Here is a 25452-nt window from a genome sequence, read left to right as displayed (position 1 = left end):
GCGTTCACTTGAGTAGCTCCTGGCAATAGGGTTTGTCGTGGTCGACGCCGAGCAATTGGCAAATCGTGCCGCACAGTTCGGTCTGCTTGGGCGCGGCAGTGGGATCGAAACTGAAGCTGTCACCCAGGACGAACAGCGGTACTTCCCGTTCTTCAGCCAGCAGGCCGTTGTGGGAACGGTCATTGTTCATGCCGTGGTCGGCGGTCACCAGCACCTGGTAACCGGCGTCGAGCCAGCCTTGCAGGTAGACCGCCAGGTTGATATCGGCCGAGCGGGCGCTGTTGCGGTATTGCGGGGTGTCGAGGCCGTGCTTGTGGCCGGCGTCGTCGATGTTCATCGGGTGCACCAGCAGGAAGTTCGGCAAATAGCGCAGGCGCAGGTGTTCGGCGTCGGCGAACAGATGGGAATCGGGGTAGTGGTCATTCCAATAGAAATGCCCGTATTGGATCGGCAGGTCGGGGTTGTCGGTGTGCCGGTCGCGACCGGCGACGAAGGGGGACGCGTTGTAGAGTTCGCTGACCCAGTGATACGCCGCAGCCGCCGTGCTCAGGCCGGCCTGGGTGGCGTAGTGGAAAATGCTGCGCTGGTTCGACAGGCGCGAGACATTGTTGTGCACGATCCCGCTGTCGATGGGCACGACGCCGGTGAGGATGCATTCGTAGAGCGGGCGGGACAGGGCGGGCAACTCACATTCCAGTTTGTAGAGGGCCGCGCGTCCTGCGCCGACGTAAGCCTGCAAATGCCCCATGGCATGCCGGGCGACCTCATGGTTGAGACCGTCGAGCACCACCAGGATGACGTTGTGCTTCATGGGTACCGGGACTCCGGGCAGGTATCAATGAGGTCTCGGATTCACCTGGTTTCACTGTGGGAGCGAGCCTGCTCGCGATGGCGGCTGACCTTCAACAATGTTGACTGACATGCCGTTATCGCGAGCAGGCTCGCTCCCACAGTTGAATTTTCTCCAGATATCCGAATGGGGGGATTACCCCTTTATTGCATGTTGATGATCACTTCTTCCTGCCACTTCTGCGGCAGTGCCTTGGAAGTTTTCTCCCATGCATCCGCATCCTTGATCGGGGTCACGCCTTTGTACTGCTCGTTCGGCAGCAGTTTGGCCTGGACCTCTTCCGGCAGTTTCAGGTGCTCGGCGCGGATTGGACGGGCGTTGCCCTTGGCCAGGTTGATCTGGCCAGCGTCGCTGAAGATGTACTCACGGGCCAGCTTGGCGGCGTTCGGGTGCTTGGCATATTTGTTGATGATGGTGGTGTAGCCGGAGATCACCGAGCCGTCGGACGGAATCAGTACGACGTAGTCATCGGGGTTGGCCATCTTGGCCTTGTAGCTCAGGCCGTTGAAATCCCAGACCACGCCGACTTCGACTTCACCTTTTTCCATCGTGGCGATGGTCGGGTTGGCCATGGACAGGCGCCCTTGCTTGGCGATATCGGCAAACATCAACAGCGCCGGCTGGACGTTCTTCTCGTCGCCGCCGTTGGCCAGGGCCGCGGCCAGCACGCCGTTGGCGGCCTGGGCGGCGGTGCTCACGTCACCGATGGAGACTTTGTACTTGCCGGTCTTCAGGTCGGCCCATTTGGTCGGCACTTCGGAGCCGTGCAGCAGCTTCTTGTTGACGATGAAGGCGATGGTGCCGGTGTAGGCCAATGCCCAGTTACCGTCCTTGTCCTTGGCCCAGGCCGGTACTTGTTCCCAGGTGCTTGGCTTGTAGGGCTGGACCACGCCCTGCTTGACCGCGATCGGGCCGAAGGCCGCACCGACGTCGCCGATGTCGGCGCTGGCGTTGTCTTTTTCGGCGGCGAACTTGGCGATTTCCTGGGCCGAGCTCATGTCGGTGTCGATGTGTTTCAAGCCGTAGAGTTTGGCCAGGTCGTCCCAGGTGCCTTTCCAGTTTGCCCAGTCATCGGGCATGCCGACGCTGTTGACGGCGCCTTCCGCTTTCGCAGCGGCTTCCAACGTTTTCAGATCGGTGTCAGCGGCCATGGCGGCGGTGCACATGGCAATGGTCGAGCCTAACAGTGATGCCAGGAAAAGCTGTTTCATCCGAAGCTCCTATGGGCGTTTTCAACGCTGCGATTGCGGTTGTGTTGGTCTAGGTCAGCAATACCTGAGCCAATGTAGGCGAGCCCTGTGACATTTTGATGTCGGTGCCGCAGGCGGCCGGAAATGCCAGGCTCGTGGGGGTTGGCTGCGAATTAAGCGTAGACCATGGTTAAACGGCTGATCTGCAAGGACTTGGCCGTTAATTTGCACGCTGGCAAAACGACCGTTCGGCGGCTCTGTCATCTGCCAGTCATGTGCAGTGCCTAGGCTTGCTGGACTCAGAAGCGGATCGATGAGCCGTCGATCCTGCCCCGAAACAGTGCTGGTCTAGTCCAGATAGGTAACGTTGATGCGCATCGATGCAACCAAAGCGGTGACAGCCATTGGACAGGTGCTGCAAGAGCAACTCGACCACGGGTTGCTGGCGCCCGGCAGCAAGTTGCCGGCCGAGCGCAAGCTCAGTGAATTGTTCGGGACCACGCGGATCACCGTGCGCGAAGCGTTGTTGCAGCTCGAAGCCCAGGGGCAGATCTATCGGGAGGAGCGCCGGGGCTGGTTCGTCTCGCCGCCGCGCTTGGCCTACAACCTGATGCAGCGCAGCCATTTCCACGCCATGGTCGCGGCCCAGGGGCGTGTGCCTTCTACCCAAGTGATTTCTGCACGCCTGCAACCGGCTTCGGCGGCCGTGTGTGCCTGGTTGCAGTTGCCGGCGCTGTCCAGCGTGATCCAGATCTGTCGTGTGCGGCGTATCGATGAGCGGCTGGTGCTGTACGTCGAGCACTACCTGAACCCGCAGTATTTCCCGGACATCCTCGGGTTCGACCTCAACCAATCCATCACCGAGCTGTACGCTCGCCATTACGACCTGCACTACGGCCGGGTGAAGTTCGAAATCGTGCCCACCTCGTTACAGCCGGAAGCGGCGGCGGCGTTGAGGGTCTCGGTGGGCAGCCCCGGGCTGCGCATCGCACGGGTCAACTATGACCAGCACCAGCGGCTGATCGACTGCGACCTGGAGTTCTGGCGCCACGATGCGATCCATGTCGGCGTGGATGTGCCGGAGCAACCTGTGCCGGAATAATCGCCGGTGGCCGGCGCCAGGCTCAGAGCGATTCGTTGAGCTTGCTCAGGATCTTGATCACCACCGTGGCGAGGATCAGCAGCATGCCGATCCACATGGCGAAGACACCGACGTTCTTGTCACGGAAGTTGAAACCGATGGCCAGCAGGATCATGCCGGCGATGATGGGCACCAGCATGGCGTTGAGCGCAGACATCGAGGTCATGACGACGGCCTTGTCGAGGGGGATAAGGACAGTCTAGTTGGGGTTTGGTTGGGGTGGGCTGATGTGTGTCACAGCCTCCTCGAATCTTGAGGTGGACATCATTGTGGCGAGGGAGCTTGCTCCCGCTCCAGTGCGCAGCGCTGGCCGATCTGCATCCAGTTACAGATTAGGGGCGGCTGCGCCACCCAGCGGGAGCAAGCTCCCTCGCCACAGGGTTTAGCTGCAATTGCAACTATGGCAACTCGCGAGACGCGTAGAACGCGCTCAGCACCTTCACCAAATGCGCCAGGTCATGGCTGCCGCACAGTTCGCGGATCGAATGCATGGCGAAGGTCGGCAGGCCGATGTCCACGGTGCGCACGCCCAGCTGACTGGCGGTGATCGGGCCGATGGTCGAGCCGCAGCCCATGTCGCTGCGCACCACGAAGCTCTGCACCGGCACTTCTTCGGCCATGCACAAATGGCGGAAGAACCCGGCGGTTTCGCTGTTGGTGGCGTAGCGCTGGTTGCTGTTGACCTTGATCACCGGGCCGGCGTTGAGCTTGGGGCCGTGGTTGGCGTCATGTTTGTCGGCATAGTTGGGGTGCACACCGTGGGCGTTGTCCGCCGAAACCAGCAGGGATTTCTGAATGGTCCGTACGAACTCTTCACCTTCGGGCAGCAGGCGACGCAGGGTCTGTTCCAGCATCGGACCGTCGGCGCCACAGGCTGAACATGAGCCGACCTCCTCGTGATCGTTGCACACCAGCACGCAGGTTTCTTCAGTGTCGGCGTTCAGCAAGGCTTGCAGGCCGGCGTAGCATGACAGCAGGTTGTCCAGGCGCGCGCCGGCAATGAAATCACCATGCAGGCCAATGACCGCGGCGCTTTGGGTGTCGTAGAAGCTCAACTCGTAATCGAGCACCACGTCGGCATTCAGGCCGTGTTCTCGGGCCAGTTGATCGGTGAGCACGGCACGGAAGTCGACGCGCTCGTCACCGGCGAACTGAGCGAGGATCGGCGGCAGCTCGTTCTGCGGGTTGATGGCCCAGCCCTGGTTGGCTTCGCGATTGAGGTGGATGGCCAGGTTCGGAATCGTGGCGATCGGCGCCTTGAAATCGATCAGTTGGCTCTCGACCTTGCCATCGCGGCGGAAGGTCACGCGCCCGGCCAGGGACAGGTCACGGTCGAACCATGGCGCCAGCAGCGCGCCGCCGTAGACCTCCACCCCCAGTTGCCAGAACCCGTGGCGTTGCAGTTCCGGCTGCGGCTTGACCCGCAGGCAGGGGCTGTCGGTGTGGGCGCCGACCAGGCGGATGCCGTCGTGCAGCGGTGAGTGGCGGCCGAGCTTGAAGGCAATGATCGAAGAGTCGTTGCGCGTGACGTAATAACGACCGTTGGCCTCGGTGGCCCAAGTCTCGCGTTCGTCAAGACGCTGGTAACCGGCCGCCTCCAGGCGCTTGGCCAGGCTGGCGGTGGCATGAAACGGGGTAGGGGAGGCCTTGAGGAAGTCGATCAGGCCTTGGTTCAACTCTGCGCGCATAAGTCACTCCAGACAGCGATGGGCGGGAGTTTACCGTATTGGTGACGGATGGGGAGGGGTATGTATATGGCGAACTTGGGCTGTCGAACCTGTGGCGAGGGAGCTTGCTCCCGCTGGGCTGCGTCTGTAGGAGCTGTCGAGTGCAACGAGGCTGCGATCTTTCCCCAGCCACTTGAATCTCAAGCGAAAGATCAAAAGATCGCAGGCTTCGCCAGCTCCTACAGAGTCCAGCGGGAGCAAGCTCCCTCGCCACAGTGCCGGTGGTGTCCCTCAGAACGGTGCCGGGCACTCGAAGCGCAGGCGCTCGCCGCTTTGCGGGTGGGTGAAGCTCAACATGCTCGCGTGCAGGCACAGGCGCGGCCAGGCGGCGAGGGCCTGCGGGTGGGCGTAGAGCCCGTCGCCCAGCAGCGGGTGACCGATGGAGAGCATGTGCACGCGCAGTTGGTGCGAGCGTCCGGTGATGGGTGTCAGCTCGACCCGGCACCAGTCGCCGCAACGTTCCAGTACGCGCCAGAAGGTCAGGGCGTGTTTGCCCTGTTCATGGTCCACCACATGCCGGGGTTTGGTCGGCGGGTCGTAGCGCAGGGGCAGGTCGATGCTGCCGCTGTCCAGCTCCGGTTGGCCCCAGCACAGCGCGGTGTAGGCTTTTTCGGTTTCGCGGTCATGAAATTGCCGGGACAGTTCGCGATGGGTGTCCGGGTCACGGGCCAGCAGGATGATGCCAGAGGTTTCCCAGTCCAGTCGGTGCACGATTCGCGCTTCCGGATAGCCGTTTTCCTGCAGACGGGTGATCAGGCAGTCCTTGTTGTCGTCGGCCCGGCCGGGCACGGAAAGCAACAGGGTCGGCTTGTCGACCACCAGGACAGCGGCGTCCTGATGAATGATGCGGATGTTGGACAGGGGCATTAAAAACAGTCTCGCTACAAACGCCAACGGCGGCTCGGGCCCTTTTTCCTTCTCTCACAGGGGAAGGATTTGGGACCCGAGCCGCCGTGGCTCCCGCCGGTGCGATCAGCGATCCGGCAGGGTGATGTTGAGTTCCAGGATCGAGCAGCTGCCCTGGCTTTCCAGCGCCACATGCACGTCATCGCTACCGATGTTGACGTATTTGCGGATCACTTCCACCAGTTCCTTCTGCAAGGCTGGCAGGTAGTCAGGGGTACTGCGTTGGCCGCGTTCGTGCGCCACGATGATCTGTAGACGCTCTTTCGCGACCGAGGCGGTACTGGGCTTTTTGTTGGCACGAAAGAAGTCAAAAAGGTTCATTACCTACCTCCAAACAGGCGCTCGAAGAAACCTTTCTTCGTTACATCGAGGAAACGATGCTCCACGGTCTTGCCCAGCAGGCGGTCGACGGCATCGCTGTACGCCTGGCCGGCATCGCTCTGGTCGTCGAGAATCACCGGCACGCCGGAGTTGGAAGCCTTGAGTACCGCTTGGGATTCCGGAATGACACCCAGCAGGGTGACGGCGAGGATTTCCTTGACGTCTTCGACGCCCAGCATTTCGCCATCGCTGACTCGTTGCGGGTTGTAGCGGGTCAGCAGCAAGTGTTCCTTGATCGGCTCTTCGCCTTTCTCGGCGCGCCGGGACTTGCTCGCCAGCAGGCCCAGCATGCGGTCGGAGTCGCGGACCGACGACACTTCCGGGTTGGTCACGACAATCGCTTCGTCGGCGAAGTACATGGCCAGGTGGGCACCTTTCTCGATACCGGCCGGGGAGTCGCAGACCACGAACTCAAAGTCTTCCTTGAGCTGCATCAGCACTTTTTCCACGCCTTCCTGGGTCAGCGCGTCTTTGTCGCGGGTCTGGCTGGCAGCCAGCACGTAGAGGTTCTCAAGGCGCTTGTCCTTGATCAGGGCCTGCTGCAGGTTCGCTTCGCCGTTGACCACGTTGACGAAGTCGTAGACCACGCGACGCTCGCAACCCATGATCAGGTCCAGGTTACGCAGGCCGACGTCGAAGTCGACGATGACTGTCTTGTGGCCGCGCAGAGCGAGGCCGGTACCGATAGCGGCGCTGGTGGTGGTCTTACCCACACCACCCTTGCCGGATGTAACCACGAGAATCTTGGCCAAGGTGTTTCACCCCTAAGGAAAAAGGACTTTGTCAGCCCCTGAAAAACATCTCTGGAAAACCGCTGCAATTGGACAGGCTTGGCTGGAATCGGCTGTCGGGCGGGGTCTACCTCCGGTAAACACTGCCTGATCCTTTTTCCTACGTCGTTTAAGCCGTTTTCGCTCGTTTTAGAGATGCTTGGAAAATGCGGCAGTATCCGTTAAAGCCGAATGATGTTCAACACGTCGCCTGACAGGCTGATCTGGACGCCGGCCCCCCACAACGGGTCGCGGCGCAAATCCTCGGAAACCTTGTACTGCCCGGCGATGGAAACCAGCTCAGCGCTCAATTGCTGACAGAAGATCCTGGCTTTGGTATCACCCTTGACGCCGGCCAGTGCTCGACCGCGCATCGGGCCGTATACATGGATGTTGCCATCGGCCAGAAGTTCCGCCCCCGGGCTGACCGAGGAGACGATGACCAGATCGCCACCCTGGGCATAAATCTGTTGCCCGCCGCGCACGGGCGAGGTGATCACGCGTGTCGGCTTGACGCTGGGCTCCGGTGGTTTTTCCGGAATTTTCTTCGCTTCGACCGGATTCAGTTCCAGCACGCGTTCCCGGGCGCCGGACGGCGGCAGCACTGGGATGTCCACGGCGATGGCGGCGGCGATGTCTTCGATGCGGCTGGCGCGGATCGCCAGGGTGCGCAGGCCGTGCTGGCGGCAGACGCGCATCAGGCCTGGCAGGTCCACTGAGCCTTCGCCGGCGGGCAGCTTGTCCAGGGCCAGCACCAGGGGGGCATTGCTGAAGAAGTTCGGGGCCTGGGCGACTTTCGCCGCCAGTTGCCGGTCAAGGCTCTCCAGGTCGTTGCGGGCCAGTTCCAGCACCGTAATGGCGAGCATGCTGCCCTTCAGCTGGAACACGGGATCTTGGTCTAGCGGTTCGGTTTGGCTCATGGTCGGCGTACAACGGCTTGTCACTAAAAGTGCCGAGACTTATAACGAGATCGTCCGCCAGCCGCAACCCGGGTCGAACAATGTAGAATGCGCGGCCCATGTCTTAATGGAAGCTGTAATGGATCGCCCGCGTTTTCGAGCTGCATTTTTTCATCCGCGTTTCTGGCTGCTGTGGTGCGGCCTGGGGCTGTTGTGGCTGATCGTTCAATTGCCTTATCCGTTTTTGCTGCGGGTCGGTCGCGCATTGGGCGCACTGATGTATCGGGTGGCCGGCGACCGACGGCGCATCGCGCGGCGCAACCTGGAACTGTGCTTCCCGGAAAAATCCGCCGCCGAGCGCAAGCGTCTGCTCAAGGACAACTTTGCCTCCACCGGCATCGCCTTTTTCGAGATGGCCATGAGTTGGTGGTGGTCGCGTTCGCGTTTGGCGAAACTGGCCCATGTCGAAGGGCTGGAGCACCTCAAGCAGGCCCAGCGCGAGGGCAAGGGCGTGATCCTGATGGCGTTGCATTTCACCACGCTGGAAATCGGCGCGGCCTTGCTTGGCCAGCAGCACACCATCGATGGCATGTACCGCGAGCACAAGAACCCGCTGTTCGACTACATCCAGCGCCGGGGCCGCGAGCGGCACAACCTCGATTCCCTGGCGGTGGAACGTGACGACGTGCGTGGCATGCTCAAGCTGCTGCGGGCCGGGCGGGCGATCTGGTATGCGCCGGACCAGGACTACGGCGCCAAGCAAAGCGTGTTCGTGCCGCTGTTCGGCGTCCAGGCCGCGACGGTCACCGCCACCAGCAAGTTCGCCCGCCTGGGCAAGGCGCTGGTGGTGCCTTTCACCCAGGAGCGGCTGGCCGATGGCAGCGGTTATCGCCTGGTGATCCAGGCGCCGCTGACGGATTTTCCGGGCGAGACCGAGGAAGCCGATTGCATCCGCATCAACCAGTGGGTAGAGCGGTCGGTGAGCGATTGTCCCGAGCAGTACCTTTGGGCACACCGGCGCTTCAAGAGCCGTCCGCCGGGCGAGCCCAAGCTGTACGACAAACGCGGCTGAGTTTTTTTGATATCACCTTGAGCACGGAGCATTGCGATGACCCCAGCTGAACCGGTTACAGGTTTGATTCTTTCCGGCGGCGGGGCTCGAGCGGCGTATCAGGTAGGCGTACTGGCGGCCATCGCCGAATTGCTGCCGGATGGGGCGGATAACCCGTTTCCGGTGATTGTCGGCACCTCGGCCGGGGCGATCAACGCGGTCAGCCTGGCGAGCGGGGCGATGGACTTCAAGACGGCCATCGAGCGGCTGACCGCATTCTGGCAAGCGGTGCGCAGCCATCAAGTCATGCGCAGCGACTGGCGGGGCGTGCTGGCCCAATCGATGCGTTTCTTCTTCCACAGCCTGCTGGGCCTGGGGGCCAAGTTGCCAGTGGCGCTGATCGACAGTTCGCCGTTGCGCGAACTGCTCCAGGCCCAGTTCCACGCCTCGGGCATCGAGCAGGCCATCGCCGAGCAGCAGTTGCGGGCGGTGGCGGTGACGGCGTTCGGTTATGAATCCGGCCAGGCCGTTACGTTCTATCAGGGGCGCGGGACCATCGATGCCTGGTTGCGCCATCGGCGTATCGGTGTGCCGACGCAGTTGTCGGTGGAGCATTTACTGGCCAGTTCGGCGATTCCATTGTTGTTCGCGCCGGTCAGGATCGGCCCGCAATATTTCGGCGACGGCGCGGTGCGGCAATCGGCGCCCATCAGCCCAGCCCTGCACCTGGGGGCCAACCGTGTGCTGGTGATCGGTGTCAGCGGCAATCCCCGTGGCGCCGGCGGGCAAGATCCGCGCGAGCGCAGCTACACCGGCCTGCAACCGACCCTGGCGCAGATCGGCGGTCATATGCTCAACAGCACGTTCATCGACAGCCTGGAAAGCGACATCGAGTTGCTTGAGCGCCTGAACGGCTTCAGCCACTTGCTGCCCGATGACGTCCCGGCCCACGCCCTCGGCGCCGCACCGGTGGACGTGCTGGTGATTTCACCCAGCCAACCGATCGACGAAATCGCCGCCCGCCATCGCCAGGAGTTGCCCCGTGCGTTGCGCGTCTTCTTGCGCGGGCCGGGCGCGACCAAGACCAGTGGCGCAGGGGTGCTGAGCTACCTGTTGTTCGAGGCGGGGTATTGCAGCGAGCTGATCGAGCTGGGGCGCCAGGATGCGTTGGCGCAGCGTGAGGCGTTGAGTCGGTTTCTGGGGTTGGCTTAGAGCAGCTCCGCCGCGATCGCGAGCAGGCTCGCTCCTACAGAGGATCCGGGGTGGATGCTGAAACTGAACCCAATACACAAACCAGTGTGGGAGCGGGCTTGCTCGCGAAGGCGACTGAACATTCAACATTGATGTTGGCTGATAGTCCGCATTCGCGAGCAAGCCCGCTCCCACAAAAGCTGTGCGGTGACTTCTGGATCCCAATGAATCAGATCAGAAATGGTACTTCAGCAAAAAGCTGGTCGTGCTCTGGTTGGTCTTGAACCCGTCGCTGTCTTCGATCGCGTACTTGTTCTTCCAATAGTCGTATTCCACCCCGACGTATAGCTGCTTGGCGCCGAGCTTCAAGGCCTTGCCCAAGTCATATTTGACCTGCGGGACGATGTGCAGGTTGGCGTGGTAGGTGCCCTTGGAATTGGTGTCGTTGTCCACCACCCAGTCGATGAACCCGTCGAACAGGATATCGGATGAACCCACCGGAAGGGTGTAGGCCCAGACCGGAGTGATCTGCCAGACGTTGTCGCCGGCGCGTGGGCCTTCGGTCTGGCGGTTGTAGATGTTCAGCTGGAAGTAGTCGAAGCCGGGAATCGCCAGGTCGAAACCCGGGCCGATCAGGTACGACTCGTTGTCGCCTTCCCCGAACTCATAGGTCATGGCCAGCAGCACATCCTTGATCGGCCCCAGTTCCAGCTTCTGGTCGAAGATCTTGCCGAACGACAGGCGCGGGCTGAACTCACCGTAGTAGGTGTTCGGGCCGGACTGGCTGTCGTCCTGGCCGTTATAGAAAATCCGATCGAGGAAGAAGAAGTTGTCCCCGTATTTCCAGGCATCGGCGTGTTCGAAGGTCACGGTCTGCTGGATACGCGGGTTGATCTGGAAATCCTTGCCATACAGGTAGCTCAGGCTGTTGTTCTGCCACTGGAACAGGCCGTCGGCCATCGCCTGGCCGGCGGCCAGCAAGGATCCTGCGAGTATCAGGCTGGTGCACGTACGTTTCATTCGGTTTGCTCCCAAAGGTAAGTGGTACCGCTTTTTTTTCGAGTCAGCGCTCTGGTGTGGCGCCTTTTTTCCACGGATGAAAACATCCGTTCGGTCAGCTTTTTGAGCGTGGCGAATGCTGATAGCAAGCGCTGAGCCAAGTCCGGAAAAAACCGGAAATGGCTTGCCCTGCCGTTATGAAACAGTCGGAAAGTTGTGTTCAGGGGCGCGTTGATGTCCGCCAGTGCCGCAATAAGCTGGCAGTTCGGTCAGGATCGGAAGGGATTTTGTTGTCGGCCCGTTTCGAACGGCCGCGCAGGATACGGGCTTGTCTTGAAGGGCTCAAGTGCCCTGCAACGGCGCAGATGCGGCGAATTTGGGGCGTGATGGCGGGGCTGGATCATCGGGTGCTTTCCTCTTGTTTTTATTGTTGAGGCGCAGGCAGTCGCTGACGGGCGACCGGTCATTGCCTGTCAGCCTGTCAGCGGTAGGACATTTATTGAAAACAGTGGCTCAGTTGGTGTGCGCGCCCTGATTGATCCAGGCGCCGATCAGGTCGCGTTCCTGCTGGGTCATCTGGGTTATGTTGCCCAACGGCATGATCTGGGTGGTTACGGCCTGGGCCTGGATGCGCGCGGCTTCTTGCTGAATCTGCTGCGGCGTGTCGAACATCACCCCGCCCGGCGCGGCGCTGAACAACGGGCTGGTGGGCTTGGCCGAGTGGCAGACCGAGCAGCGTTCCTGGATCACGCTGTGGACCTTCTCGAACGAAGGGCCTTGGGCGCTGGCGGCCTGGGCCGGTTTTTCCGCTGGCGCTGCTGGGGCCGTTGCGGGCTTGGCGCCACCGCCCACGGCGGTTTCCGGCAGGGGCTGGTACTCGATGGCGGCCGGCGCCTTTGCCACTTCCGGTGCGCTGGAGATGGGTTTGGGCCCGGTGACGTAGGCCAGGCAAATCATCGCCAGGGCGCCGACCGGCAGCGTCCAGGCAAACCGGTTGCTGTCATGGCGCGTGTTGAAGTAATGCCGCACCAACACCGCCGCCACGGCGATACCGGCCAGGATCAGCCAGTTGTATTGGCTGCCGTAGGTGCTCGGGAAGTGGTTGCTGATCATGATGAACAGCACCGGCAGGGTGAAGTAGTTGTTGTGGCGCGAACGCAGCAAGCCCTTGGCCGGCAGCGCCGGGTCGGGGGTACGGTTCTCGGCGATGGCCGCGACCAGGGCCCGTTGTGCCGGCATGATGATGCGGAACACGTTGCCCACCATGATCGTGCCGATGACCGCCCCGACATGCAGGTAGGCCCCGCGACCGCTGAACACCTTGCTGAACCCGTAGGCCGCGGCGATCAGCAGCACGAACAGAATCAGGCCGAGCAGGGCGGGGCGCTTGCCCAGGGCCGAGTCGCAGAGAAAGGAATAGACGAACCAGCCGACGAGCAGCGAACCGATGCCCAGGGCCACGCCTTCAGCACCGCTCAGGCTGCTGCCGGGGGCCAGCAGGTAGACGGTCGGGTTCCAATAGAACACCACGCACAGCAGGGCGATGCCCGACATCCAGGTGAAGTAGGCTTCCCATTTGAACCAGTGCAGGTTGTCCGGCATGGACGGTGGCGCGAGTTTGTATTTTTCCAGGTGGTAGATGCCGCCACCATGGATGGCCCACAGGTCGCCGGCCAGGCCGCTCTTGGGGTTGACGCGATTGAGGTTGTTTTCCAGCCAGACGAAGTAGAACGACGCGCCGATCCAAGCCACGCCAGTGATCATGTGAACCCAGCGAATGCTCAGGTTCAGCCATTCCAGCATATGTGCTTCCACAGTCTTTACCTCTCGCCCGTCACGCTTGTTTTCGCGTGATCGGACCTTCTCTTATTGGTGGGGGGCGAGGATCAAACACTCATCCTCTTTGAAAAAATGCTCATCGCAGTTATTGCCTGTGCCACTGCGATCAACCACCAGGAAGTCATCCCGCTTTTCGATCGTCAGCACCGGGTGGTGCCAGACGCCGCGATGGTAATTAATGCCCTGCCTGCCGTTGGTGACGAAGGCGCGGACCAAGCCTGATACAGGTGCATCGCCAAGTGGCGCGACCACGATCAGAAAGGGGTTGCCGAGCAGCGGAATGAAGGCCTGGCTGCCCAGCGGATGGCGCTCCAGCATGCGCACGGTCAGCGGCATGTCCAGCGCGTCGGCGCGGAAGATGCTGATGATCGCCTTGTCGTCCGGCGTGGCGGTTTCCACCGTCGCCAGGCGATGGAAGCGCATGGTCGAACCGTTGTTGATCATGAAGTGATCGCTGCCGTCGGTTTCGATCACGTCACCGAATGGGGCGAAGGCTTCTTTGGTCAACGGTTCGATCTTGAGAGTGCGCATGCTGGTCTTCTTATCCAAAAATTCTGTGTTGTTTGTTCTGGCGCCTTCGCGAGCAAGCCCGCTCCCACATTTGGAATGCATTCCCCTGTGGGAGCGGGCTTGCTCGCGAAGGGCGCGCCGCTTACTTCGCTACCTTACCAAGCACCCGCAGGCGACTCACGCCACCGTCCGGGAACACGTTCAGGCGGATATGGGTGATCGGTCCCAGGGCCTTGATCTGCTCGGCGAAGGTGTGTTCGGCGTGCATTTCCAGCTTCTGGCTCGGCAGCAGTTCACGCCAGAACAGCGACTGGGTTTCGATCTGGCTGTCGGTGCCGCCCTTGACGAACGCGCCTTGGATCGAGCAGCTGTCGGGGTAGTTGCCCTTGAAGTGCAGGGTGTCGACGACGACCTGTTCAACGATGCCGGCATGGCCCAGGGCGACGATCACCCAGTCATTGCCCGGGGTGCGACGACGGGCGGTTTCCCAGCCATCGCCCATGTTCACGCCACGGCCCGGGTTGAGGATGTTGCTCATGCGCCCGAAGTGTTCGTCGGAGCAGGCCAGGGCGCGGCCACCGTTGAGGGCGGCAGCCAGGTCGATCTGTTCGTTGTCGCCCACGGCCGACCAGTCGCGGTACGGAATGCCGTAGACCCGCAGGCGAGCCACGCCGCCGTCTGGATAGATGTTGAAGCGCAGGTGGCTGAAGGCCTGGTCATTGCTGATTTCGTGGTAGTGGTGGCTGTTGCCTTGCAATTCGACGGCCGACAGTACTTCAGTCCACTGGGTGTTTTCGTCCGGTTCGCCTTCGCTCAGGAAGCAGGCTTCCAGGGAGGCCGACGGTGGGTAGTTGCCGGTGAAGAATGAGGTGTCGATGTCCACGCCCTTGATCGAGCCCGCCACGCCCAGGCGGATCACCGCGCTGTCGTAGCCTTCGAAGCGCTTGCGCCGCGATTCCCAGCCGTCCATCCACTTGCCATTGTCATCGAACACGCCCTCCTTCCACACGGCCGGGGTCGGCTGGAACAGGCGGTTGGCGTCGGCGAACCAGTCATCGGTGACCGAGATGATCTTGGTGCCCAGGCGGGCGTCGGCCAGGTTGACGAACTTCTCGAAAGGTACGGCGTAAGCTTTCATTCTTCTTGTCTGCCTTTAAATAGGTTGGCTGGGGATGCTTGCAGGGCCTCGGGTCGCAGGGCTGCTCGCTAAAGGGTTAGTAATCGGAACAACGCGATTTTGTTGATCTCTGCCAGCGCGCATTTGAATTCGGCGTCTGCCGAGTGATGGATGCGCGTTTCGAATGCCGCGAGGATCTGGTGCCGGTTGCTGCCTTTTACCGCCATGATGAAGGGAAACTTGAACTTGGCCTTGTAGGCGTCGTTCAGCTCGGTGAAGCGCTGGAACTCTTCGGCCGTGCATTGGTGAATACCGGCGCCGGCCTGTTCGTTCGTGCTGGCTTCGGTCAGTTGGCCCTGGACGGCGGCTTTACCGGCCAGGTCCGGGTGAGCGTTGATCAGCGCCAGTTGGCTGGCGTGATCGGCACTCAACAGGATGTCGCTCATGCGCTGGTGCAGGGTTTCGATTTCGTCGATCGAGGGATCCTGGCCCAGGTCGAAGGCCTTCTCGGCCACCCATGGCGAATGTTCGTAGATATCGGCAAAGGCTTTGACGAACGCTTCGCGACTCAAGGTGGAGGGCTTGAGGGTCTGGAAGGCGGTCATTTGGACGCTCCCTGATACGGATGGGTTTGCTGCCAGTGGCGAGCGATGTCGACACGACGGCTGAACCAGACGTGATCATGGCCTTTGACGTATTCGAGAAAGCGCTTGAGGGAGGCCAGTCGCGCAGGGCGGCCGATCAGCCGGCAATGCAGGCCGATGGAAAGCATCTTCGGCGCCTCGGCCCCTTCGGCGTACAACACGTCGAAAGCATCCTTGAGGTATTGGAAGAAATCATCGCCCTTGTTGAAACCCTGCACCTGGGTGAAGCGCATGTCGTTGGTGTCGAGGGTGTAGGGGATCACCAGGTGCGGCTTGCCGGTGGGGTTGTTCGGCTCCCAGTAGGGCAGGTCGTCGTCGTAGGTGTCGCTGTCGTAGAGGAAACCGCCTTCTTCCATCACCAGCCGACGGGTGTTCGGGCCGGTGCGGCCGGTGTACCAGCCCAGCGGACGTTCGCCAGCGATTTCGGTGAGGATGCGGATCGCTTCGAGCATGTGCTCGCGTTCCTGGGCCTCATCCATGTACTGGTAGTCGATCCAGCGATAGCCGTGGCTGCAGATCTCGTGGCCGGCGGCGACCATGGCGCGAATCACGTCTGGATGGCGCTGGGCGGCCATGGCTACGGCGAAAACGGTCAGCGGGATATCGAATTCCTTGAACAGCTTGAGGACACGCCAGACGCCGGCACGGCTGCCATACTCGTACAGCGACTCCATGCTCATGTTGCGCTCGCCCTGCAGCGGTTGCGCCGCGACCATCTCCGAAAGGAACGCTTCGGATTCCTTGTCGCCATGGAGGACGTTGCGCTCGCCGCCTTCTTCGTAATTGAGCACGAAGGACAGGGCGATGCGAGCATTGCCCGGCCAATGGGGATGGGGAGGGTTACTGCCGTAACCGATCAGGTCGCGTGGGTAGTCAGCGCTCACTGCAGTTTTCCTTCTTGTTCGAACCATGTAGGTGGCGCCCCGGTGATGAGTTTCAGGCTGGCGTCACGACGATGGAGTGATTGTATACAACTTTATGCGCGATTTGTAAGCCTGAATTTTTGCCTTTTTCACTGTGGCCCTGGCAGGGTCTACACTGCAAGAAACCTGCCCAGTCGGTCAATGAATCGTCGGGAGGGTCTTGTATTCATTGGTTTGACTTAAACCTGGAGTTGACGTGCCGTCGCGCAGTCGAAGGGCCAAATATCTGTTTTTTATTGTGTACAATTTTCTTTTAAAGTGTCTTAATTCGCTCATCGCCGTGGCGTTTCGTGCTCCGAAACGGTGCGGCCTGTCTTTCAACTGAATCAGGAGGCGTCGGGCCGGACTGCACTGCAGCGAGGCGCGCACAAGCAATGGGACGTTTGACTACTCACGTTTTGGATGCCGCACATGGCTGCCCGGGCAGCTCGATCAAGATCGAACTGTACCGCGTGGAAGATTCGCAACTACATCTGGTCGCCAGTGCACTGACCAACAGCGACGGCCGTTGCGATGCGCCCCTGTTGCAAGGAGATGACTACCGTTCGGGCGTTTATCAATTGCAATTCCACGCCGGTGATTACTACCGCGCCCGTGGCGTGCAAATGCCCGATCCAGCGTTCCTGAATGTGGTGGTGCTGCGCTTCGGTATTTCGGCCGAGCAGGACCATTACCACGTGCCCTTGTTGATTTCGCCCTACGCCTATTCAACGTATCGAGGCAGTTGATCCCCCAAGCAACTGCCTTGTCTTGGAAGCGACTGCGCATAAGCTTCTTTGGTTTTTAGCCCGCTCACACTGCGGGCTTTTTTTCGTCCATGAAAAATGGGGTGTCTGGGAGGGTGCCTTCGCGAGCAAGCCCGCTCCCACACTTGAAATGCATTCCAATTGTGGGAGCGGGCTTGCTCGCGAAGCTTTTGCCTTTCAGCGACTCAACAAAGAGGCCGCCCCCGCGCCACCAAACAACCCGGCACTGACCCGGTTGAACCAGCCCTGGCCTTTACCCGTACGCAGATACCGCGCCGCGCCGTGGGCACCGAGGCCATAAGCCAGCTTGCACAGCAGGTCGAGTACGGTCCAAGTGGCGATCATGATCAGCAGTTGCGGCAGGAATGGCTGTTCGGCGCTCAGGAATTGCGGCAGGAACGCAGCGAAGAACAGGATGTCTTTCGGGTTGCTTGCCCCCAGCACGAACGCGCGGCCGAAGAGGGTGCGAAAGCGCGGGACGGCGACAGCCTGGGGCACTTCGGCGCCTTGGGCCGGTTGGCGCGATTGCTGCCAGCTCTGCCAGGCCAGGTAGAACAGGTACAGGGCGCCGACGATCTTCAGGGCGCTGAACAACTGCTCCGAGGCCATCAACAATGCACCGAGCCCCAGCGCCGAAGCGCTCAGCAGGCAGATCGACGCGATCACGCCCCCCAGGAATGCCGGATAGGAGCGGCGCAGGCCGTAGTTCAGGCTATTGCCGATCATCAACAACGACAACGGGCCGGGGATGAGGATCACCACCAATGCGGCGCCACTGAACAACAGCCAGGTTTCCAGATTCATTACTTTGCTCCTGATGTACAAAAGCCTCACCCAAGGGGTGAGGCGAGTGAATACGGTTGCGCTTACAAGAAGATGAACTTGGCGATGAAGATCGCGCAAAGCACCCACAGGCTGACGGAAATTTCCTTGTGTTTACCGGTGCCGGCCTTGAGCACCACATAGGTGATGAAACCCAGGGCGATGCCGTCGGCGACCGAGAACGTCAGGGGCATCATGATGGCCGTGACGATGGCCGGAATGCTGTCGGTTGCTTCGTCCCATTCGATGTGGGCCATGCCGCCCATCATCAGCATGGCGACGTAGATCAAGGCCCCGGCCGTGGCGTAGGCCGGGATCATCCCGGCCAGCGGTGCGAAGAACATGGCGGCAATAAATAGCACACCGACGGTCACGGCGGTAAGCCCCGTGCGGCCACCTGCCGCCACACCAGCGGCGCTTTCCACGTAGCTGGTCACCGGCGGCACGCCGACCATGGCGCCAAATACGCTGGAGGCACTGTCGGCTTTCAAGGCGCGGGACAGGTTCTCGATCTTGCCATCGGCTTTCACCAGGCCGGCGCGCTGGGCAACGCCCATCAGGGTGCCGGCGGTGTCGAACATGTGCACGAAAAGGAAGGCCAGCACCACGCTGATCATGCTGATGTTGAACACGCCGGCCACGTCCATCGCCATCCAGGTCGGAGCCAGGCTCGGCGGCGTCGACATGACGCCGTTGTACTGCACCAACCCCAGGCCCCAACCGGCCAGGGTCACGGCGATGATGCTGATCAGGATCGCGCCGAACACACGGTGATAACTGAGCACGGCGATCATCAGGAAGCACACCGCGGCCAGCAACGGACCGGGTTCGCGCAACGAGCCGAGCTTGATCAGGGTGGCGGGGCTGTCGACGATGATCCCGGCGGTTTTCAGGCCGATCAGCCCGAGGAACAACCCGACCCCCGCGCCCATGGCGAAGCGCAGGCTCACCGGAATGCTGTTGAGCAGCCACTCGCGCACCCGTGACAAGGTCAGGAACATGAACAGCACACCGGAGATGAACACCGCGCCCAATGCGGTTTCCCAGTTGTAGCCCATGGTGCCGACCACGGTGTAGGTGAAGAAGGCGTTCAGACCCATGCCCGGTGCCAGGCCCACCGGCCAGTTGGCGTACAGGCCCATCAACAGACAGCCCAGGGCCGCGGCGATGCAGGTGGCGACGAAGGCGGCACCGTGATCGATGCCGGCGTCGGCCATGATGTTGGGGTTGACGAAGATGATGTAGGCCATGGTGATGAAGGTCGTCAGGCCAGCAATCAGCTCGGTCTTCACCGTGGTGCCATGCAAGCTGAGTTTGAAGAGGCGTTCAAGCCAGCCACTGCGTAGTGGCGGCGAGAGGTCCAGCGTCCGGGCTTCGGGTTTGCGGCTTTCCACAGCGAGTACTCCTCAAGAGTCTTATTGTTATTTCCAGCACCGCACACGCCCTGGGGGTGGTTGCGATGCGCTGAGGCAGGTAAGGCTGGCGAGGGTATGTTGACCTGTTGGTCAGGAACTCGCACGAAGCGAATTATGCTTTTGTATACAAATAATGCAAATAATGTTTTCTGTGTTGTCGACGAAATGTCTGGCGATAGGGATATATGGCCTATGCGGACGCTATCGCGAGCAGGCTCGCTCCCACAGGGTTCATGGGTGAACACAAATCTTGCATTCATCACAGCCCACTGTGGGAGCGAGCCTGCTCGCGATGGCGTCGGATCAGACGCCGTCAGTCACTGGATTTCCCCAGTGCCAGGTTCACCGCCAGCCACCCATCCACCGCCGCTTCCCCGGCGTCGGCAAACACCCGCTCCAGCAATTTCACCTGTTCACGCCGCAACGCCTGCTCGAACCGCCCGCCCTCGGCGGTCAGTTCCAGCAGCCGTTTGCGTTTGTCAGTCTCGGACGCGACGCTGTTCACCAAGTGCATTTCCATCAACTGCCGCAACGGCATGTTCAACGCCTGCTTGCTCACCCCAAGCAGGGCCAGCAATTCCTTTACGCTCAATGACGGATAGCGGGCGATGAAAAAGACGATGCGCTGGTGGACCCGGCTCAACCCCCGACGCTCGAGCATTTCATCGGCCTTGGCGGTGAACGCCTGGTAACCGAAGAAAAACGCTTCCATGGCCATTTGTTGGGAGGCAGGGTTTTTAAGGTCAAGCATATTGACGTATCCACAGAGGTCGGCGTAATTTCGGTCAACCAGTTTGACTCATTATTCCAGCGACCGGCTACAGGTGACCCATGGCTTTTTCCGAACGTGTCTCGCGCCTCAAAAGTTCTTTGATTCGAGAAATCCTCGCGGCGGCGCAGCGTCCTGAGGTGATGTCGTTCGCCGGCGGCCTGCCGGCCGAAGCCATGCTGCCGAAAGTGGAATGGGCGGCCATGCCATTGTCCATGGGCCAGTACGGCATGAGCGAAGGCGAACCGGCCCTGCGTGAGGCCCTGGCAGCCCAGGCGCGGGCGCTGGGCGTGGCCTGTGAGGCGAGCCAGGTGCTGGTGGTCAGCGGCTCCCAGCAAACCCTCGATTTGGCGGCCAAGCTGCACATCGACGTGGGCACCGAAGTGATGCTCGAAGCGCCGACCTATCTGGCAGCGTTGCAGATTTTCCAGCTGTTCGGCGCCGACTGCATCACCGTTCCTTTGGAGGCCGACGGCCCGGACCTGCAGCAGTTGCGGGCCCGGCTGGAGCAGCATCGCCCAGCGTTTATCTACCTGATCCCGACCTTCCAGAACCCTTCGGCGGTGCGCTACAGCGAGGCCAAGCGCGATGCGGTGGCGGCGCTGCTGGACGAGTTTGACGTCACCCTGATCGAGGACGAGCCCTACCGCGAGTTGACCTTCGATGGCGGCAGTGCCACGCCGATTGTCAGTCGCTTGAAGAAGGCCAGCTGGATCTACACCGGCACCGTGTCGAAAACCCTGTTGCCGGGGCTAAGGGTGGGCTACCTGATCGCCAGTCCGGATCTGTTCCCGCATCTGCTGCGGCTCAAGCAATCGGCGGACCTGCACACCAATCGTATCGGCCAGTGGCAGGCGCAGCAATGGATCGGCACCGAGCAGTACCGCAGCCATTTGAGTGAGTTGAGGGATTTCTATCGGGACCGTCGTGATCGGTTCCAGGCGGCGTTGCAAACGCATTTCGCTGATATCGCGGATTGGAACGTGCCCCAGGGCGGGTTGTTTTTCTGGCTGACCCTCAGGCAACCGCTGGACACCCGCACCTTGCTCGCCGCCGCCCTGGCGGCCGACGTGGCATTCATGCCGGGAGAGCCGTTCTTTCCTGAGCCGGACCAGCATCCGGGGCACTTGCGCTTGAACTTCAGCCACATCGACCCGGCGCGGCTGGATGAAGGGCTCAAGCGGCTGGCGGGGGTGGTGCGGGAGGCGTTGGCTGCAAAAGCAGCCTGATTTATGCGGTGGCTGGGCTGGCCCCATCGCGAGCAGGCTCGCTCCCACAGGGTTCGGAGTCGATCACAAAACCCAGTTAACCACAGCTCCATTGTGGGAGCGAGCCTGCTCGCGATGAGGCCCTTTAATTCACCACAAAACCATCAGGCCGCAGAAAACCGCTTATCCAGATAATCAATGATCACCTTGGACTCATACATCCAGGTGGTCTCGCCATTCTCTTCAATGCGCAGGCACGGCACTTTGATCCTGCCCCCTTGCTCCAGCAGCGTCTGACGATCCTGCTCGTTGTTTTTCGCATCGCGCAGGGCCACCGGTACGTTGAGGCGACGCAGGGTACGGCGAGTCTTCACGCAGAACGGGCAGGCATGGAATTGATACAGCGTCAGGCTGCGAGCGGCCTGGTCGACCTGCGCCTGGGCCTCGGCCGGGCGCTGTTTCTTGCCAGGGCGGGTGATGAAGTCGATGAAAATGATGAGCTGGCCCAAGCCAACTCGAAGCGCTTTGACGATCACGGTATTCAGCCTCGCGGCAGGGAAGAAGAGGGCGCGCAGCTTACCTGATTTTTCACGGGCGAAAAAAAACCGGCGATCAATGCCGGTTTTCTTCTTGCGACGCGTTACTTGATAAGGCTGAGGAATTCGCTGCGAGTGGCGGCGTTTTCACGGAACTCGCCGAGCATCACCGAAGTGATCATCGAGGAATTCTGCTTTTCCACACCGCGCATCATCATGCACATGTGCTTGGCCTCGATCACCACCGCCACGCCCAGGGCGCCGGTCACTTGCTGGACCGCGTCGGCGATCTGGCGGCTGAGGTTTTCCTGGATCTGCAGGCGACGGGCGTACATGTCGACGATACGCGCGACCTTCGACAGCCCCAGTACCTTGCCGCTCGGGATGTAGGCCACGTGGGCCTTGCCGATGAAAGGCAACAAGTGATGCTCGCACAACGAGTACAACTCGATGTCCTTGACCAGCACCATCTCGCTGTTATCGGAGCTGAACAAGGCACCGTTGGTGACTTCTTCCAGGGTCTGTTCATAACCGCGGCAGAGGTACTGCATGGCCTTGGCAGCGCGCTTGGGCGTGTCGAGCAGGCCCTCGCGGGAAACGTCCTCGCCCAGTTGGCCGAGAATCGCGGTGTAATTCTGTTCCAGAGACATGAAACTACCTGTGGGATTTTACGCAAAGGGCAAGGGTACGGTGGCGGACACGGCGCTGCAAGCTCGGCAAGCGAGGGCTATTCGTCGCGGCCTTCCATCATGGTGCGCTTGAGCATCACGTAGACCGCCCCGGCGCCGCCGTGTTTTGCCTGGCAGGAGGTGAAGCCCAGCACTTGCGGGTGCTGGCGCAGCCAGGTGTTGACGTGGCTCTTGATCATCGGCCGCTTGCCGTCCAGGCGCACGGCTTTGCCATGGGTGACGCGCACGCAGCGGATTTCGAACTTGGTGGCTTCGGCCAGGAACGCCCAAAGGGTTTCCCGGGCCTTTTCGACGGTCATGCCGTGCAGGTCGAGGCTGCCTTCGAAGGGAATCTGGCCGACCTTCAGCTTGCGCATCTGGCTTTCCTGGACACCGTCGCGGGCCCACATCAACTCGTCTTCCGGCCCGACGTCGATCACGAACTGATCGGACAAGCCGTCCACGGTGGTGGCGTCGGTGCGCACGGTGGCGGCTTGGCGCAGCTTGGCGATTTGCGCGCGATCGGCCTTGGGCTTGCCGGTCTCGGCACGGTCGTGTTTGATCGGTTTTACGCCCTGGATCGCACTCTTGAACAGGGAAAAGTCGTCGTCTTGCATGTCAGCCTCCGCGAAGCCGGCCAGTTTACCCAACTCTGGCGGGATCCGGCGCGACAAAACGTCGGGTGGCGAGTCAGTCGTGCTTTTTCATCAGGTGCGGAGCCATGGCCAGCTCCAGGGATTGGCGGGCGCGACGGCGGCAGCGGCGCCAGAGCCAGACGCCCAGCAACAGTACGAAAAGCCCGACTGCCAGGATGATCGTCGAACCCATTGGGGTGGCATTCAACTCGCCCAGTGCGGGAGGGCGGCCCAGCAGGCTGGCGGCACCGGCCATGGCCAGCAGTACACCGAGTGTTGCCAGCAGCGCAGCGATCGCCGCGCCGAAACGAAACCGCCAGTTGCTCGGGCCCTTGGGCCGCAAGCGACGTGCGTCAAAACCATCGGATAACTTCATTCCGACCTTCCTCAATGGGTATCGGCCCTTCGACCGGAAGATATTCGGGTTGTTCCTGAAGGTAAGGCAATTGCGGCAAATGAGAGGCTTTTGCGGATGAGCGGCGGGAGTGGCCGCTCATCAAGGCGCATCAGATGAAGTCGCGGGTCAGGGCCAGGGTGGCGAAGTTGTCGGCCATGATCGCCATTTCGGTCTGCTGCACGTGCTCGGCGCTGAGGACACCGCCCTTGTACGGCAAGTCGCGCGTGGCGCAGGCGTCTTCCACCAGGGTGCAGCGAAAGCCCAGGTTCTTGGCGGCGCGCACGGTGGTGCTGACACTGGAATGGCTCATGAACCCGCACACGATCAGGTCCAGGGGGCCGAAGTCTTCCAGGCGTTTTTTCAGCTCGGTGCCATGGAAGGCGCTGGGCAGCAGCTTTTCGACCACGGTTTCGTCGCCCTGGGGTTCGAGGCCGGGGATGAACTCCCCGCGTTCACCTTGTGGATCGAACAGCCCGCCATGGGTGCCCAGGTGGCGCACATGCACGATCGGGCGACCGGCTGCGCGGGCCGCGCCGAGCAATTGCTTGATGTTCGCGACGGCTGCATCCATGCCGCTCAGGGCCAGGGGCCCGGCGAGGTATTCTTTCTGGGCATCGATGATGATCAAGGTCGCTTGACTCAGGTTGGCCGCTGCATAACCACGGCCGCTGAGTTGAAACATCGTTTTTGGAACGGACATTCTGGGGCTCCTTCGAGTGGGGCTTTTGCGACATTCTCCTCTGGCTGAGCGGTTCTGTGAATCGCTTCCATCGCAAGGGCCGCCGTTGCTGGCCTACAGCCTTGTCAAGATGCTCGTCTCGTTCAATAGGCGATGCAAAAAACGGATGATTCCTACGGTTGGTCCGGCGCTTTTCGTTCGTCATCGGGGCGCGTTTGGGTGACGCCGCGTTTGACTGGTAGACTCGCCCGTCGATTTTTCTGGAGTTTGCCGCCGTGATCACTTCCCGTCTCCGTACCCTGCGCGACCATATCCGTTGGGCCGTCAGCCGTTTCCATGGAGAGGATCTGTTTTTCGGCCATGGCACCGATAATGCGTGGGACGAAGCCAGGCAACTGGTGTTGGGCGCGTTGCATCTGCCGTGGGAAATCGCCGACAGCTACCTGGACTGCCGTCTTGAAGACGAAGAACTGGTCCATGTGCAGCGTCTGCTGCGCCGACGCATTGCCGAGCGCATTCCGACGGCCTACCTGTTGGGTGAGGCCTGGTTCTGCGGGATGTCGTTCATTGTTGATGAGCGCGTGCTCATTCCGCGCTCGCCCATCGGTGAGCTGATCGAAAAGCGTTTCGAGCCTTGGTTGGGCCAAGCGCCGGCACGGATTCTCGATCTGTGCACCGGTTCCGGCTGCATCGGCATCGCCTGTGCCTATGAATTCCCGGAAGCCGAAGTGGTGCTGGCCGACCTGTCGTTCGAAGCGCTGGAAGTGGCCAACCAGAACATCGAGCGCCACGGTGTCGATGAGCGCGTGTTCACCGTCCAGGGTGATGGTTTTGAAGGGTTGCCAGGGCAACGTTTCGACCTGATCGTGTCGAACCCGCCCTACGTCGATGCGGAAGATTTCGCCGATATGCCCCAGGAATACCAGCACGAGCCGGAATTGGGCCTGGCCTGTGGCGATGACGGCCTGGACCTGGTTCGGCGGATGCTGGCCGAGGCGGCCGATCATCTGACCGAGAAGGGGCTGTTGATTGTCGAGGTGGGCAACAGCCAGGTGCACGTCGAGGCGCTGTACCCCGAAGTCGATTTCGCCTGGCTGGACTTCGAGCGCGGCGGGCATGGCGTGTTCATGCTCAGCGCCGAGCAGTGCCGCCAACACCAGGGGTTGTTTGCTTCGCGGGTTTGATCTCTGTGACCGCTTTTGTGGCGAGGGAGCTTGCTCCCGCTGGGCTGCGAAGCAGCCCCCGCTTTAATGGCTCAAAATGATATTTGCCAGATTTACGACTGCTGCGCAGCCGAGCGGGAGCAAGCTCCCTCGCCACGGGATTGTCCGCGTTGCGCCGCAACCCCACTGTGGGAGCGAGCTTGCTCGCGATGGCGTCGGGTCAGTGGCATTGAATTGACTGACCCACCGCTATCGCGAGCAAGCTCGCTCCCACAG

At 61.2% G+C, this 25452-nt stretch carries 28 protein-coding genes; 6 read left to right on the top strand and 22 right to left on the bottom strand.

Annotated elements, in window-relative coordinates; all coding sequences use genetic code 11:
- Positions 1–4 precede the first annotated feature (4 nt).
- Both HU715_RS15560 and HU715_RS15555 read right to left on the bottom strand, forming a co-directional pair.
- Entirely contained in the window at positions 5–811 is an 807-nt protein-coding gene (locus HU715_RS15560) for an alkaline phosphatase family protein (protein WP_186710126.1), read from the bottom strand.
- A gap of 182 nt (positions 812–993) precedes the next feature.
- Entirely contained in the window at positions 994–2061 is a 1068-nt protein-coding gene (locus HU715_RS15555; protein WP_186710124.1) for an ABC transporter substrate-binding protein, read from the bottom strand.
- Between the two features lie 349 nt (positions 2062–2410).
- Between HU715_RS15555 and HU715_RS15550 the strand changes: the two genes are divergently transcribed.
- A complete protein-coding gene (locus HU715_RS15550; RefSeq protein WP_186710122.1) occupies positions 2411–3142 on the top strand; it encodes a UTRA domain-containing protein in 732 nt (243 codons plus the stop codon).
- Positions 3143–3164: 22 nt separating this feature from the next.
- Here HU715_RS15550 and HU715_RS15545 read toward each other — a convergent pair whose 3' ends face one another.
- The 6 genes from HU715_RS15545 to minC all read right to left on the bottom strand — a co-directional run bounded on the left by HU715_RS15545 (position 3165) and on the right by minC (position 7885).
- Positions 3165–3347 carry a hypothetical protein gene (locus HU715_RS15545; RefSeq protein ID WP_186710120.1) on the bottom strand — a complete coding sequence of 61 codons (183 nt, stop codon included), beginning with the start codon at positions 3345–3347 and terminating at the stop codon, positions 3165–3167.
- A 232-nt stretch (positions 3348–3579) separates the two neighbouring features.
- Entirely contained in the window at positions 3580–4869 is a 1290-nt protein-coding gene (locus HU715_RS15540) for a M18 family aminopeptidase (protein ID WP_072406529.1), read from the bottom strand.
- A gap of 270 nt (positions 4870–5139) precedes the next feature.
- Positions 5140–5775 (bottom strand): RluA family pseudouridine synthase, encoded by a 636-nt coding sequence (locus HU715_RS15535; RefSeq protein ID WP_018612476.1) that lies wholly within the window; start codon positions 5773–5775, stop codon positions 5140–5142.
- 105 nt (positions 5776–5880) lie between these two features.
- Positions 5881–6135: a cell division topological specificity factor MinE gene (gene minE, locus HU715_RS15530; RefSeq protein WP_003179111.1), complete on the bottom strand. Its 255-nt coding sequence runs from the start codon at positions 6133–6135 to the stop codon at positions 5881–5883.
- Positions 6135–6947 (bottom strand): septum site-determining protein MinD, encoded by an 813-nt coding sequence (gene minD, locus HU715_RS15525; RefSeq protein WP_003179114.1) that lies wholly within the window; start codon positions 6945–6947, stop codon positions 6135–6137. Before minD ends, minE begins: the two co-directional genes overlap by 1 nt.
- 200 nt (positions 6948–7147) lie before the next feature.
- A complete protein-coding gene (gene minC, locus HU715_RS15520) occupies positions 7148–7885 on the bottom strand; it encodes a septum site-determining protein MinC (protein WP_186710118.1) in 738 nt (245 codons plus the stop codon).
- Between the two features lie 118 nt (positions 7886–8003).
- On the opposite strand from minC, the gene HU715_RS15515 reads away from it, so the two are divergent.
- Entirely contained in the window at positions 8004–8936 is a 933-nt protein-coding gene (locus HU715_RS15515) for a lipid A biosynthesis lauroyl acyltransferase (RefSeq protein WP_186710116.1), read from the top strand.
- Between the two features lie 36 nt (positions 8937–8972).
- Positions 8973–10127, top strand: coding sequence for a patatin-like phospholipase family protein (locus HU715_RS15510; protein ID WP_186710114.1), 1155 nt, complete (start codon positions 8973–8975; stop codon positions 10125–10127).
- Between the two features lie 213 nt (positions 10128–10340).
- Here the strand turns inward: HU715_RS15510 and HU715_RS15505 are convergent, their stop codons facing one another.
- The 6 genes from HU715_RS15505 to puuE form a co-directional block, all read right to left on the bottom strand.
- Complete coding sequence (locus tag HU715_RS15505) at positions 10341–11126, bottom strand: outer membrane protein OmpK (protein WP_186710111.1); 786 nt, start codon at positions 11124–11126, stop codon at positions 10341–10343.
- A gap of 492 nt (positions 11127–11618) precedes the next feature.
- Positions 11619–12920, bottom strand: coding sequence for a urate hydroxylase PuuD (locus tag HU715_RS15500; RefSeq protein WP_186710109.1), 1302 nt, complete (start codon positions 12918–12920; stop codon positions 11619–11621).
- Between the two features lie 51 nt (positions 12921–12971).
- The gene (locus tag HU715_RS15495) at positions 12972–13475 is read right to left on the bottom strand and encodes an ureidoglycolate lyase (RefSeq protein ID WP_039594514.1); all 504 of its coding nucleotides are present in this window, start codon (positions 13473–13475) and stop codon (positions 12972–12974) included.
- 121 nt (positions 13476–13596) lie between these two features.
- Entirely contained in the window at positions 13597–14592 is a 996-nt protein-coding gene (gene alc, locus HU715_RS15490; protein ID WP_186710107.1) for an allantoicase, read from the bottom strand.
- 68 nt (positions 14593–14660) lie between these two features.
- Positions 14661–15176, bottom strand: a complete 516-nt coding sequence (gene uraD / locus HU715_RS15485; protein ID WP_039594512.1) for a 2-oxo-4-hydroxy-4-carboxy-5-ureidoimidazoline decarboxylase — start codon at positions 15174–15176, stop codon at positions 14661–14663.
- The gene (gene puuE, locus HU715_RS15480) at positions 15173–16099 is read right to left on the bottom strand and encodes an allantoinase PuuE (RefSeq protein WP_186710100.1); all 927 of its coding nucleotides are present in this window, start codon (positions 16097–16099) and stop codon (positions 15173–15175) included. The genes uraD and puuE overlap by 4 nt, the downstream gene beginning before the upstream one ends.
- 413 nt (positions 16100–16512) lie before the next feature.
- Here puuE and uraH point away from each other — a divergent pair, with 413 nt between their 5' ends.
- On the top strand, positions 16513–16866 hold the full coding sequence (gene uraH / locus HU715_RS15475) for a hydroxyisourate hydrolase (protein ID WP_186710092.1): 354 nt from the start codon (positions 16513–16515) through the stop codon (positions 16864–16866).
- A gap of 195 nt (positions 16867–17061) precedes the next feature.
- Here the strand turns inward: uraH and HU715_RS15470 are convergent, their stop codons facing one another.
- From HU715_RS15470 to HU715_RS15460, 3 genes are all read right to left on the bottom strand, one after another.
- A complete protein-coding gene (locus HU715_RS15470) occupies positions 17062–17688 on the bottom strand; it encodes a LysE family translocator (RefSeq protein ID WP_186710089.1) in 627 nt (208 codons plus the stop codon).
- 62 nt (positions 17689–17750) lie between these two features.
- Complete coding sequence (locus HU715_RS15465; protein WP_186710088.1) at positions 17751–19100, bottom strand: NCS2 family permease; 1350 nt, start codon at positions 19098–19100, stop codon at positions 17751–17753.
- A gap of 334 nt (positions 19101–19434) precedes the next feature.
- Positions 19435–19872 (bottom strand): MarR family winged helix-turn-helix transcriptional regulator, encoded by a 438-nt coding sequence (locus tag HU715_RS15460; RefSeq protein ID WP_186710087.1) that lies wholly within the window; start codon positions 19870–19872, stop codon positions 19435–19437.
- Positions 19873–19952: 80 nt separating this feature from the next.
- Here HU715_RS15460 and HU715_RS15455 point away from each other — a divergent pair, with 80 nt between their 5' ends.
- Positions 19953–21119 carry an aminotransferase-like domain-containing protein gene (locus HU715_RS15455; protein WP_186710080.1) on the top strand — a complete coding sequence of 389 codons (1167 nt, stop codon included), beginning with the start codon at positions 19953–19955 and terminating at the stop codon, positions 21117–21119.
- Between the two features lie 143 nt (positions 21120–21262).
- Here the strand turns inward: HU715_RS15455 and HU715_RS15450 are convergent, their stop codons facing one another.
- The 5 genes from HU715_RS15450 to HU715_RS15430 form a co-directional block, all read right to left on the bottom strand.
- Positions 21263–21634: a glutathione S-transferase N-terminal domain-containing protein gene (locus HU715_RS15450; protein WP_186710078.1), complete on the bottom strand. Its 372-nt coding sequence runs from the start codon at positions 21632–21634 to the stop codon at positions 21263–21265.
- Between the two features lie 104 nt (positions 21635–21738).
- Positions 21739–22284 carry a GTP cyclohydrolase I FolE gene (gene folE, locus HU715_RS15445; protein WP_003204506.1) on the bottom strand — a complete coding sequence of 182 codons (546 nt, stop codon included), beginning with the start codon at positions 22282–22284 and terminating at the stop codon, positions 21739–21741.
- Between the two features lie 77 nt (positions 22285–22361).
- On the bottom strand, positions 22362–22919 hold the full coding sequence (locus HU715_RS15440) for a Smr/MutS family protein (RefSeq protein ID WP_025214971.1): 558 nt from the start codon (positions 22917–22919) through the stop codon (positions 22362–22364).
- Positions 22920–22992: 73 nt separating this feature from the next.
- The gene (locus HU715_RS15435) at positions 22993–23313 is read right to left on the bottom strand and encodes a hypothetical protein (RefSeq protein ID WP_186710076.1); all 321 of its coding nucleotides are present in this window, start codon (positions 23311–23313) and stop codon (positions 22993–22995) included.
- Between the two features lie 130 nt (positions 23314–23443).
- Positions 23444–24034, bottom strand: a complete 591-nt coding sequence (locus tag HU715_RS15430; protein WP_014339619.1) for a cysteine hydrolase family protein — start codon at positions 24032–24034, stop codon at positions 23444–23446.
- Positions 24035–24288: 254 nt separating this feature from the next.
- Here HU715_RS15430 and prmB point away from each other — a divergent pair, with 254 nt between their 5' ends.
- On the top strand, positions 24289–25197 hold the full coding sequence (prmB, locus tag HU715_RS15425; RefSeq protein WP_186710074.1) for a 50S ribosomal protein L3 N(5)-glutamine methyltransferase: 909 nt from the start codon (positions 24289–24291) through the stop codon (positions 25195–25197).
- The last annotated feature ends 255 nt before the right edge of the window (positions 25198–25452 follow it).

The organism is Pseudomonas zanjanensis (genome assembly GCF_014268745.2).
Lineage (GTDB): Bacteria > Pseudomonadota > Gammaproteobacteria > Pseudomonadales > Pseudomonadaceae > Aquipseudomonas > Aquipseudomonas zanjanensis.
This window is presented reverse-complemented; position numbering and strand designations above follow the sequence as displayed.